11 protein-coding genes are annotated in these 11,493 nt (G+C 61.8%); 7 read left to right on the top strand and 4 right to left on the bottom strand.

Annotation, left to right across the window (positions count from 1 at the left end; all coding sequences use genetic code 11):
* The first annotated feature begins 11 nt into the window (after nucleotides 1-11).
* Together LIY45_RS09680 and LIY45_RS09675 are read left to right on the top strand one after the other, a co-directional pair.
* Nucleotides 12-845 (top strand): phosphodiesterase, encoded by an 834-nt coding sequence (locus tag LIY45_RS09680; protein ID WP_226476154.1) that lies wholly within the window; start codon nucleotides 12-14, stop codon nucleotides 843-845.
* Nucleotides 846-993: 148 nt separating this feature from the next.
* Nucleotides 994-2,313, top strand: a complete 1,320-nt coding sequence (locus LIY45_RS09675; RefSeq protein WP_226476153.1) for an OprD family porin — start codon at nucleotides 994-996, stop codon at nucleotides 2,311-2,313.
* A 45-nt stretch (nucleotides 2,314-2,358) separates the two neighbouring features.
* Here LIY45_RS09675 and LIY45_RS09670 read toward each other — a convergent pair whose 3' ends face one another.
* A complete protein-coding gene (locus LIY45_RS09670; RefSeq protein ID WP_226476152.1) occupies nucleotides 2,359-2,808 on the bottom strand; it encodes a GNAT family N-acetyltransferase in 450 nt (149 codons plus the stop codon).
* A 239-nt stretch (nucleotides 2,809-3,047) separates the two neighbouring features.
* Between LIY45_RS09670 and LIY45_RS09665 the strand changes: the two genes are divergently transcribed.
* On the top strand, nucleotides 3,048-3,893 hold the full coding sequence (locus tag LIY45_RS09665; protein WP_026077672.1) for a LysR family transcriptional regulator: 846 nt from the start codon (nucleotides 3,048-3,050) through the stop codon (nucleotides 3,891-3,893).
* Nucleotide 3,894: 1 nt separating this feature from the next.
* On the opposite strand, the gene LIY45_RS30725 is transcribed toward LIY45_RS09665, so the two are convergent.
* Nucleotides 3,895-4,020: a hypothetical protein gene (locus LIY45_RS30725; RefSeq protein ID WP_017475098.1), complete on the bottom strand. Its 126-nt coding sequence runs from the start codon at nucleotides 4,018-4,020 to the stop codon at nucleotides 3,895-3,897.
* Nucleotides 4,021-4,233: 213 nt separating this feature from the next.
* Between LIY45_RS30725 and metE the strand changes: the two genes are divergently transcribed.
* The gene (metE, locus tag LIY45_RS09660; protein WP_226476151.1) at nucleotides 4,234-6,522 is read left to right on the top strand and encodes a 5-methyltetrahydropteroyltriglutamate--homocysteine S-methyltransferase; all 2,289 of its coding nucleotides are present in this window, start codon (nucleotides 4,234-4,236) and stop codon (nucleotides 6,520-6,522) included.
* A 265-nt stretch (nucleotides 6,523-6,787) separates the two neighbouring features.
* Here metE and LIY45_RS09655 read toward each other — a convergent pair whose 3' ends face one another.
* Complete coding sequence (locus LIY45_RS09655) at nucleotides 6,788-7,846, bottom strand: HoxN/HupN/NixA family nickel/cobalt transporter (RefSeq protein WP_226476150.1); 1,059 nt, start codon at nucleotides 7,844-7,846, stop codon at nucleotides 6,788-6,790.
* Between the two features lie 103 nt (nucleotides 7,847-7,949).
* On the opposite strand from LIY45_RS09655, the gene LIY45_RS09650 reads away from it, so the two are divergent.
* Nucleotides 7,950-8,498, top strand: coding sequence for a DUF924 family protein (locus LIY45_RS09650; RefSeq protein WP_226476149.1), 549 nt, complete (start codon nucleotides 7,950-7,952; stop codon nucleotides 8,496-8,498).
* Here LIY45_RS09650 and LIY45_RS09645 read toward each other — a convergent pair.
* Nucleotides 8,495-9,925 (bottom strand): lipase family protein, encoded by a 1,431-nt coding sequence (locus tag LIY45_RS09645; RefSeq protein ID WP_226476148.1) that lies wholly within the window; start codon nucleotides 9,923-9,925, stop codon nucleotides 8,495-8,497. The two genes, LIY45_RS09650 and LIY45_RS09645, sit on opposite strands and share 4 nt — an antisense overlap.
* A gap of 169 nt (nucleotides 9,926-10,094) precedes the next feature.
* Between LIY45_RS09645 and yfcF the strand changes: the two genes are divergently transcribed.
* Together yfcF and LIY45_RS09635 are read left to right on the top strand one after the other, a co-directional pair.
* On the top strand, nucleotides 10,095-10,727 hold the full coding sequence (yfcF, locus tag LIY45_RS09640) for a glutathione transferase (RefSeq protein WP_226476147.1): 633 nt from the start codon (nucleotides 10,095-10,097) through the stop codon (nucleotides 10,725-10,727).
* A 33-nt stretch (nucleotides 10,728-10,760) separates the two neighbouring features.
* Nucleotides 10,761-11,492 carry a GntR family transcriptional regulator gene (locus tag LIY45_RS09635; RefSeq protein WP_226476146.1) on the top strand — a complete coding sequence of 244 codons (732 nt, stop codon included), beginning with the start codon at nucleotides 10,761-10,763 and terminating at the stop codon, nucleotides 11,490-11,492.
* Nucleotide 11,493: the final 1 nt, after the last annotated feature.

Below are 11,493 nucleotides of genomic sequence, written 5' to 3'. Positions count from 1 at the left end.
GAGAGCCTATTTTGAACCGTCCGTTTCTTGTTGCGCAGATCAGCGATCTGCACCTTAAAGCCGGCCAGCGCCTGACTTACGGCGTGGTCGACACCCTCGGTGCATTGCGCCGTGCCGTCGACCACCTGAACGCCAGTTACCCACGGCCCGATATCGTGGTGATCAGCGGCGACCTGGTGGACTTCGGTCGCGCCGATGAATACGCCGTGCTGCACCCCGAACTGGCCCGTTTGCAGATGCCTTGCTACCTGGTGCCGGGCAATCACGATAACCGCCAGCATTTGCTCGACGCCTTTGGTGATCACCGCTATTTGCCGGCGAGCGCCGATGGCCCGCTGGATTGGGTGGTGGACGACTATCCGGTGCGGCTGATCGGCCTGGATTCGACGATTCCCGATGCCCATGGCGGCCAGCTGCTGGACAGCCAATTGCAGTGGCTTGATGAGCAACTGGCGCTGCAACCGAACGTGCCGACCCTGCTGATCTTGCATCACCCGCCGTTTATCAGCGGCATCGGCCATATGGACCGCGAGCCGTTCATCAACGCCGCTGCGCTGGAAAAGGTCATCGCTCGTCACCCCCAGGTGGAACGCCTGTTGTGCGGGCATTTGCACCGGCCGATGCAGCGCCGTTTCGGCGGCAGTGTGAGCTGCGTATGCCCGGGCACGTCCCATCAAATCGTGCTGGATCTACAGGAGGCTGCTCCAGCGCATTTCAACCTGGAACCGGCGGGTTACCTCTTGCACCGCTGGGATGAACAGCAAGGGTTGGTCAGCCACAACGGCGTATTCGGGGACTACCCGGGGCCGTACCCGTTTTATGACGCTCATGGATTGATTGACTGAAGTTTCCCGGAGGTCCATCTCGCCCAACTTAATACCCAAGCACTTCTGAACCGTTGTTAACGCACCGGCCAACCGAAGTTTGGCCGAGTGCTTCCTGCTGCCTTTTTTATGCGCCCGCAACAGTGATTGCGCGCCGGAGTTCGTCCTGATGAAAGCCACACTACCTGTATTAAGCGTATTGACCGGCGGCCTGGGCATGGCCCTGAGCCCCTTGGCTTCTGCTGATTTCCTGGGGGACAGCAAAGCCAACTTGAGCATGCGTAACTTCTACTTCAACAACGACAACCGCGACGGCGCCGCTGCACCGTCGAAGACCGAAGAGTGGGGCCAGGCGTTCATCCTCAACTACCAGTCGGGCTTCACCGACGGCACCCTCGGCTTTGGCCTGGACGCCATCGGCATGCTCGGCGTGACCCTCGACAGCAGCGCGGCGAAGCATGTCGGCAGCTCGATGATCCCCACCGATGATGGCAAGGCCGCCGACGATTGGACCCGTGGCGGCGTGACCGCGAAGGCGCGCTTTGCCAAGACCGAACTGCGCTACGGCTACTTGCGCCCGAACCTGCCGATCCTGGTGAGCAACGACGGCCGGCTGTTGCCGCAGTCGTTTGAAGGCGGGCAAGTCACCAGCAACGACATCGACAACCTGACCCTGATTGGCGGCCAGCTTGAGCATACGACGGGCCGCGGTTCCAGCGACGCCAGCGGCCTGGCGGTGGCCGGCGCGACCCAGGAAAGCAACAAGTTCACCTACGGCGGCGCCGACTACAACCTGACCAAGAACCTCTTGGTGCAGTACTACTACGCCAACCTTGAAGACTATTACCAGCAGCACTTCGCCGGCCTGGTGCACGTATTGCCCATGGGCGACTACGGCTCGCTGAAAACCGACTTGCGTTACTTCAAGACCACCTCCGACGGCAAGAACGCAAGTGCCGCCGGGCGTGCCGATGGCTACAAGTTTGGCGGCTATACCAAGGGTGGAACCGGGGAGATCGATAACGACACCTGGAGCGCCGCGTTCATCTATTCCCTGGGGCCCCATGCGATCACGGCGGGCTACCAACGCGTGTCCGACGACAGCAACTTCGCCCAACTCAACCAGGGCGGCCTGGTGGGCAAAGGCGAGGCGGGCCCGAGCCTGTACCTGTACACCGACCGAACCATCCAGACCTTCATCCAGGCCGGTGAGCGTACCGCTTTTGCCCAGTACGCCTACGACTTTGCGGCGCTGGGCGTACCCGGCTTGAAGGCCTCGGTGATGTACCTCAAGGGCGACCATATCCTCACCACCAGCGGCAACGATGGCAGCGAGTGGGAGCGGGATATTTCGCTGGATTATGTGGTGCAGAGCGGCACGTTCAAGAACGTCGGGTTCGGCTGGCGCAACGGCATGTCCCGCAGCGACGTGGCACGGGATCAGGACCAGAACCGGGTGTTTGTGAACTACTCGATTCCGTTGATGTAAATCCTGAAGTCCATGCACCAGCCCTTGCGGTGAGGGCTGGTGCGTTCATAGCGACTTTATATGCGTTGCATGCTCATCCTGTATCGGCTCAAAACCGCAGCGCAGATAAAAGGCGGCGCCCTCGTGGGTGTCGGTAGACAGGCGCACAACACGAAACTGCTGCGCAGCGCGTTCCAGCAGTTGGCCCACCAACGCCTTGCCTACATGCCGTTCCCTCGAAGCCCGTGCGACGTACACCCGGCGCAGCCTGCCAACGTCGGGCCCGGCGTAAGGGTCACGGGACAAACCGCCAACGGCGATCAATTGCCCGCTATTGAAAACGCCCAGAAGACATTCGCCTGGCTGGTCGAAACGGTTGGCGCCGCTGTGCCACTCTGCAACGAGTCGCGTGAGAAACCTGAATCCTTCGGCGACGGCTTCTGCTTCCAGTATCAGGATCTCTCCGGGCAACGCCGAGAGGGTGCGTATCGACAAACCGTTCGTTGATCTATCCACTGTATTGACTCAATTCCCTGTTCAATGCAGCGACTATAACGCTCTCCCAGTATCACGTATTGGTCTTCAACATGGTCCACAACCGAGTGGTCAACCGGGCAATCGCCGGCGGGGTGTATGCGCTGTGCCTGCAACCATCGGCGGCGTCACACCCAGACTGTGCGCTGATCATGCAGTGGTTTGGGCAGCAGGCGCGGCATGCTAACGTCACGTCTTAACTTTCTATCGCCAGTTCATCCATGAAAATGCCCGATATCGACGCCATCCAGGCGTTCGTCCTGGTCGCCGAACTCAAGAGCTTTACCCGCGCTGCCGATGCCATCGGCGGCACTCAGGCGGCTATCAGCCTGAAGATAAAACGCCTCGAAGAAAGCCTTGGCCGCAAGCTGCTGGAGCGCACACCGAGACGGGTCACGTTGTCGGCCCATGGGCAGATGTTTTTGGCCAGCGCGCGCCGTTTGCTGGACAACTACCAGGAGGCGATGAACTGTTTTGGCCCGCAGAAACGCACCTTGCGCGTGGGCGTCAGCCACCACATTGTCGGCGCCGATCTCAGCCTGTGGCTGCGGCGTTTGGCGACCACCGACCCTGACGTGATCGTGGCGTTCAGCCTCGGCACCTCGCGGGACATGTTGATGAACTACGAGCAGGGCAAGCTGGATGTGGCGATGATCCTGCGGCATGACAACCGTCGCCAGGACGGCGAAGTGGTGGGCGTCGAACGCTTTGGCTGGATGGCTTCCCACGACTTCGAATTACGCCAGGGCGGGGCGTTGCCCCTGGCGATCCAACCGGAACCCTGCGGCATGCGCAGCATGGTGATGGCGGCGCTGGCCGAACAGAACCTCGCCTGGGAAGAGGCGTTCGTGGGCAGCGGGATTCTGGCGATTGGTGCTGCGGTGGTGGCGGGGATTGGCATCGGCGCGATGGTGGGGCGGATGGCGCCTGGTGGCTGCGTCGACGTGGAGCAGCGTTTCGACCTGCCGCCGCTGCCCAGTCGTGAAGTGGTGCTGTATACGGCGCAGCGGGACACTCAGGCGCAGGCGCTGATCCGCACCTTGAGCGCCGATATTCCCGCCGATTGAACTAGAACATCAGGCGCCCGGCCCAGGCCATCAGCAGGGCCAGGCTACTGATGCCGAGGATGGCCACGCCCAACGCGGCGAGGTGAACGAGCAGGGCGGTTACAGGCTGACTTCGATGGGGTTCCATGTGAGGACTTCCTTGGGTGTTCGGGAAGCAAAAGTATGGGTAGCCATCGCGCACCAAAACAGACGCTGCTGGCTATTTCAGTGATAAGCAAAACCGAAGGAACGCCCGAGTATCATGAGTGGAACTTGTGATCATCTGGAATAAAATGAGTTTGTCTCACTATCCGCCGATCCCGACAATAGCTCCCATACACACACATTGGAGCTTTACGTCATGGCTGTTGCCCATTCCCTTGGATTCCCGCGCATTGGTCGCGATCGTGAACTGAAAAAAGCGCAGGAAGCGTTTTGGAAGGGTGAACTCGACGAAGCCGGCCTGCGCGCCGTAGGTCGTGAGCTGCGCAAGACGCACTGGGACCTGCAAAAGAAGGCCGGCATCGAGTTGCTGCCCGCCGGTGACTTCGCCTGGTACGACCAGGTGCTGACTCACTCCTTGATGTTCGGCGTGATCCCTGAGCGTTTCCGCCCGGCCGATGGCAAAGCCACCCTGCACACCCTGTTCGGCATGGCCCGTGGCGTCAGCGACAGTTGCTGCGGCGGTGCCCACGCCCAGGAAATGACCAAGTGGTTCGACACCAACTACCACTACCTGGTGCCTGAATTCAGCGTCGACCAGCAGTTCCAGCTGGGTTGGGAGCAACTGTTCGACGAGGTCAAGGAAGCCTGTGAACTTGGCCACACCGTCAAGCCGGTGGTCATCGGCCCGCTGACTTACCTGTGGCTGGGCAAGGCCAAGGGTGGCGATTTCGACAAGCTTGACCTGCTGGACCGCCTGCTGCCGCTGTACGGCCAGATCTTCCAGCGCCTGGCGGACCTGGGCGTGGAGTGGGTACAGATCGACGAACCGATCCTGGTGCTGGACCTGCCACAGGAGTGGAAAAATGCCTTTGAGCGTGCCTACAACCTGATCCAGCGTGACCCGCTGAAGAAGCTGGTGGCCACCTACTTTGGCGGCCTGGAAGAGAACCTCGGCCTGGCTGCCAACCTGCCGGTGGACGGCCTGCACATCGACCTGGTGCGTGCACCGGATCAGTACCCGACGATCCTTGATCGCCTGCCGGCGTATAAGGTGCTGTCCCTGGGTGTGGTCAACGGCCGTAACGTGTGGCGCTGCGACCTGGAAAAAGCCCTGGCCACCTTGCAGCATGCTCATGAGCGTCTGGGTGATCGCCTGTGGGTGGCGCCGTCCTGCTCGTTGCTGCACAGCCCGGTAGACCTGGGCCGTGAAGACAAGCTGGATGCCCAGCTGAAAAGCTGGCTGGCGTTTGCCGTGCAGAAGTGCGAAGAAGTGGCGGTGCTGGCGCAGGCCGTGAACCAACCTGAAGCGCCAAACGGGGTCGCCGCCCTGGCTGAAAGCCGCGCCGTGCAAGCTGCCCGCGCCGCTTCCCCACGTATCCACAAGCCCGCCGTGCAAGCCCGTGTGGCGGCGATTACCGCCAAGGACAGCCAGCGCCGCTCGCTGTTTGCCCAGCGGATCGAGAAACAACGGGCCGGCCTCAACCTGCCGCTGTTCCCGACCACCACCATCGGTTCGTTCCCGCAAACCGCCTCGATCCGCCTGGCGCGCCAGTCGTACAAGGCCGGCAAGTTGAGCGAAGCCGAATACGTCGAAGCCATGCACAGCGAGATTCGTCACGCGGTGGAAGTGCAGGAAAACCTTGGCCTGGACGTACTGGTGCACGGTGAAGCCGAACGTAATGACATGGTCGAATACTTCGCCGAACAGTTGGACGGTTATGTATTTACCCGCTTCGGCTGGGTACAGAGCTACGGTTCCCGTTGCGTGAAACCGGCGGTGATTTTCGGTGACCTGAGCCGCCCGAAAGCCATGACCGTGGAGTGGATCCGCTACGCCCAAGGCCTGACCAACAAGGTGATGAAGGGCATGCTGACCGGCCCGGTGACCATGCTGATGTGGTCGTTCCCCCGGGAAGATGTAAGCCGCGAAGAACAGGCGCGGCAACTGGCCCTGGCGATTCGTGACGAAGTGGTGGACCTGGAGGCCGCCGGGATCAAGATCGTACAGATCGACGAAGCCGCGTTCCGCGAAGGCTTGCCGTTGCGCCGGGCGCAGTGGAAGGAATACCTGGACTGGGCCACCGAAGTCTTCCGCCTGTGCGCCTCCGGCGTGCGCGACGAAACCCAGATCCACACCCACATGTGCTACAGCGAGTTCAACGATGTGATCGAGTCCATCGCGGCCATGGATGCTGACGTGATCACCATCGAAACTTCGCGCTCGGACATGGAACTGCTGGAGGCGTTCGAAGCCTTCGCCTACCCGAACGACATTGGCCCCGGGGTGTACGACATCCACTCGCCACGGGTGCCGGATGCCTCGGAGATGGCCAACCTGCTGCGCAAGGCGGCCAAACGCATCCCGGCGGAGCGCCTGTGGGTCAACCCGGATTGCGGTTTGAAAACCCGTGGCTGGCCGGAGACTGAAGCGGCACTGGTTCACATGGTGACTGCGGCACGTCAACTGCGGGCCGAACTGGCCTGATCCAAACACCCGGGATCACAGGCCGGGTGGAGATCAAAAATGTGGGCGCGGGCTTGCTGTGGCGAGTGAGCTTGCTGTGGCGGGGGAGCTTGCTGTGGCGAGGGAGCTTGCTGTGGCGAGGGAGCTTGCTCCCGCTGGGCTGCGAAGCAGCCCCAAAAAAAGGCCACGGTGTTCTTTCAGGTGGATCTCGATTGCCTTATTGGGGCCGCTTCGCGGCCCAGCGGGAGCAAGCTCCCTCGCCACAACAAGCCCAAATGTCCCACGGTCAACCCGCATTCACCTCAATCCGGTCAAAGCCCTTGAGGCGATACAGCATCACCGAGATCGCCCAACTGGCAACGAAGATCCCGATGATCAGGTAGCCCAGCATCCCGAAGCTGTCGTTCAACGCACCGATAAAGCCCCAGAACGATCCCTTCAAATCCAGCTGGTCACCCATCAACCCCAGCGCTTCAATGCTGCCGATCACCACCGCAACCACCACCGACACCAGGGTGATGGTCATGTTGTAGTAGATCTTGCGGATCGGCTTCATGTACGCCCAGCCATACGCCCCCAGCATCAGGTGACCGTCGAGGGTGTCCACCAGGGACATGCCAGCGCTGAACAGCAGCGGGAACACCATGATCGCCCACGGCGACAGCCCTTGAGAGGCCTGTGTCGCGGAAATCCCCAGCAGGCCGATCTCGGTGGCGGTATCAAACCCCAGGCCGAACAGGAAACCCAACGGGTACATGTGCCAACTGCGGCTGATCAGGCGAAACACCGGGCGGAAAATCCGCGCCATGAAACCCCGGTCCGCCAGCAACAGGTCGAAGTCATCCTCCACATACGCGCCGCCCTGGCGCACATGGCGCCAGGCCTTGTAGATCGCGTGCAGGATCACCAGGTTCATCAAGGCGATAACCAACAGGAACGCGGCCGAGACCGACGTGCCGATCACCCCGCCAATGGCCTTGAACCCTTCAAACCGCTCCTGCATGGTCGACGCCGCAAACGCGACGCCAATGGATGCCAGCACCACCACCGAAGAATGCCCGAGGGAGAAAAAGAAACCGACCGCCACCGGGCGTTTCTTCTCCTGCATCAGCTTGCGGGTTACGTTGTCGATGGCGGCGATATGGTCGGCATCCACCGCATGCCGCAGCCCGAAGCCGTAGGCCAGCAACGCGGTGCCCAGCAGCACCGGATGCTCATGGAACGCCACCAGCGCCCAGATCCAGGCGGCCACGTTAATGCCGATCAACAGCCCGTAGATGCCAAACAGCTTGGCGCGAACCTGGGTGTTGGAGTCACTGAAAACCTGGGCAAGGCGTAGGATCATCAACGGTACCTTTGTACAGTGGAAACATTCAGACATATTCCGGAACTTTAAAGGTTTTGTTTAAGGCGATGATGAAACCTGTGGGCTTATTGAGGAGAGGACGGTGACGACGATCGAGAATGGAGCGCTGGCGGTTATTGAATTCTGGAAGGAGGCGGGGCCCAAGCTCTGGTTTGCCAAGGATGAAGGGTTTGACCGGCGTTTTCGCGAGGCTTTCTACACCGCGCATTTGCAGGCGGCCCGCCGCGAACTGGAGAGTTGGATGCAAACGCCGGAAGGCGCGCTGGCGTTGCTGTTGCTGCTGGACCAGTTCCCGCGCAATACCTTCCGGGGCACGGCGCATATGTTCGCCACCGACCCGCTGGCGCGCCTGTATGCGCGGCAGATGGTCGAGGCGGGGATGGACACCTTGATCGAAACCCCGTTGCGGGCTTTTTGCTATTTGCCCTTCGAGCATTCTGAAGACCCCGAGGATCAACAACGGTCGCTGGCCCTGAACAAGGACCTTGATGCCAATACCTATCGCTGGGCCAAGGAGCATGCCCGCATCATCGAGCGGTTCGGACGCTTTCCTCATCGTAATGAGGTGTTGGCCAGGGTCACGACAGAGGAGGAGCGGGCGTTCCTGGAGGACGGTGGCTTTTCGGGCTAGGACTCTGGTTCGGCCACTGCGTCTCTGACGCCTGTCTGGCGAAAACGCCGCACACCCTTGAGGTCAATCGCCCAACGCAACGCTTCAGTCGCCGACGGACGTTCGCCTTGGGTAATTGCCGCGTCATCGGTGGTCAGGTTATTGAGGTAGCCCTTGGCGCCACCGCGTTCGCTCCAGTAGTGGGTGTGGCTGAGCCAGGACTTGGCGAGCCAGCCTTTCCATTTGCCCACGGTGACCGGCAGGTCCAGCACGCCGGGGCCCATCACTGGGCTGACCGGGCCGCCGACGATGTCGCCAAACAGGCCCAGGGGCGCGGGGAAGTAGAGGTTGGTCCAGCGGGTCACGGCGAAGGCCGCGGCATGGTGCAGGTACAGGGGTGAAAATGGGCGACCGCCCACCGTGAAAGGAAGCCGGCCGCTGTAGCCGTAGCCCTTTTCGTCGAGCGTCGGCGGGCACGCGGGGGCTTCGCGGCGTTCGATGCGGCGCTTAAAGTCGCTCACGCTGCGGCCCAGCAACAGGCTGGCGTGGGCCATCGGGCTGCCGAGGGTGACCAGGTCGGTGATGCGCCACGGGTTGCCGAGGTTGCGTTGTTCGATAAAGGCTTCGGCCTGCTGCTCGCGAAACCTGAGGAGGCTTTGAAGGCGGCCGTCGAGGGCGTTCCCGGCCTTCGGCAACGTGTCCTGCACCACCGGCTGCAGTCGCTCGTGGTTGGCGTAGCGGGCGGCGAGTTCCGGGTTGTTGGGGTGCACCTGGTCGTGATGTTCATGCCACAGGTAACCGACGATGTCGTAGGCAATCACGCTGCCCAGGCTGTGGCCGACGACGATGATGCGGTCGTAATCACCCTTGTCGTGCAGGGCACGCAGCAGGTCGACGCCATCGGCGCGGATCTGTTCACGCACCACCACGTTCTGCGGGTTGGGGCTCAGGTAGCGGGCGGCGTCGCCAAGGTACGACAGTGCCGAGTACTTCAAGGCCAGGCCGATCACCGCCAGCAGCACCGGGATCAGGGCAAAGGGGTTGTCGCTGTGGGGAAACCGGCCATACAGCGTCGCCAGGGTGCCGCTGACCAGCAGCACAAGCATGGCCAGCAAGGTCCAGCGGGTGGCGCGCCAGATCGGCACGATGGCCGTGGGAATATCCCGGCGCGGGCGCTTGAAAATGTCCCACAGCCAACTGAGCAGGTGGCCGACCTTGGTGCCCTGCATCTTGTGGGCCCAGTAGTACTCATAGAAGTCGGTGGAGTTACGGCCCGCCGACTTCAACACGCGCAAGTCGAAGTTGCGCGAAAACCGGTCGGGTTTGCTCCAGTAGAACGGTGTCGCTTCAGGGGTGTTCGCCGGGATCACGGCTTCCACGAAGCCGCGCAGGGTGTCCATCGGGCGCTGCTCGCCGATTCCGTGGATGACGACTACCGCTTGTTTCATCTGTTGATCGTTCCTTGATCTGTTTTCGGGGTGCTACGGGTGGGGGCAAGGGGCCATAGTATTGCCATTATCGATGGTATTCCAGCCAGGAATGCCCCCATAAAAACCGCGCATTTTATTTGCACGGCGCGATCTCGTAGTGTGTTGCTCCCACCAAGGAGATGTCGCCGTGAACCATCCCCCGCTGAGCCTGTACGTTGACGCCCACTTCACCAGTCCCTACGCGATGTCGGCGTTCGTGACCCTGCGGGAAAAAGGCCTTGAATTTGAACTGCTCCCCCTGAACCTCGACACGGGCGAGAACCAGACCGAAGCGTTCACGCACTTGTCGCTGACCGGGCGCGTGCCGACCCTGGTACAGGGTGAGTTTGCGTTGTCGGAGTCGTCGGCGATTACCGAGTACCTGGAGGACGTGTTCCCGCAGGCACCGGTGTACCCGGCCGAACCCCGCCAGCGGGCGAGGGCGCGGCAGGTGCAGGCGTGGTTGCGCAGTGACTTGATGCCGATTCGGCAGGAGCGCTCGACCCTGGTGGTGTTCTACGGGCTCAAGGGCGAACCATTGTCGTCGGCAGCGCAAGCGGCGGCCCACAAGCTGATCAACGCGGCACAGGCGCTGTTGGCCGACGGCCGCGACTACCTGTTCGGCGAGTGGTCGATTGCCGACGTGGACCTGGCCGTGATGCTCAACCGGCTGATCCTCAACGGCGACAGCGTGCCCGGCAACCTGGTGGCGTATGCCCAGCACCAATGGCAACGGCCTTCGGTCCAGGAATGGGTCAAGCAGGCACGACCGTCGCTGTAGTCACCTCCTCAATTACTAAGTGAATCCTGATCCATGAATAGACTGTCGAGTGACTCCCGCCTGCCGTTGTATCAGCGTTTTCGGGATCATCTGATTGAGCAGATTGCCAATAATCACTGGCGTGCCGGTGCGGCTATTCCTCCTGAAGCGGTGCTGTCCACCCAGTACCAACTGTCCACCGGCACCGTGCGCAAAGCGATCGAGGCGTTGGTGGGGGAAGGCATTCTGGAACGTCAGCAAGGCCGGGGTACGTTTGTGCGTCGTCCGAAGTTTCAGTCGTCGTTGTTCCGGTGCTTCCGCTTCCAGGGCCCGGGTGGCGAATGCCAGCTGCCCCAGAGCCGGATCCTGTCGGTCAAGCCGGTGAAGGCGCCGTTGTCGGTGAGCGAGGTGCTGGGGTTGGCGCCGGATGCGCCGGTGATTTGTATTGTGCGGGTGCACGTGCTGGACACGGGGCCAGTGCTGGCAGAGGAAATCTGGCTGCCGCGCGAGCGGTTCCAGGCGCTGCTGGACGTGGACCTGACCCGGCAGGGATTGCTGTTGTACCCCACCTACGAAGAAGTCTGCGGGCAAGTCGTGGCATCTGCCGAGGAAGCCCTCACCGCCGAGTCCATCGATGACGTGTGGGCCCGCTGGCTGCAGGTGCCGGTGGGCAGCCCGGTGATGGTGATCGAGCGGCTGGCCAGGGATTACGCTGGCCAACCCCTGGAGTTGCGACGCGGCCGTGGCCACGCCGAGCATTTCCGTTATCGCGTGGATATTCGCTGAA

The organism is Pseudomonas sp. MWU16-30323, from assembly GCF_020515595.1.
In the GTDB taxonomy this organism is placed as follows: Bacteria; Pseudomonadota; Gammaproteobacteria; order Pseudomonadales; family Pseudomonadaceae; genus Aquipseudomonas; species Aquipseudomonas yamanorum.
This window is presented reverse-complemented; position numbering and strand designations above follow the sequence as displayed.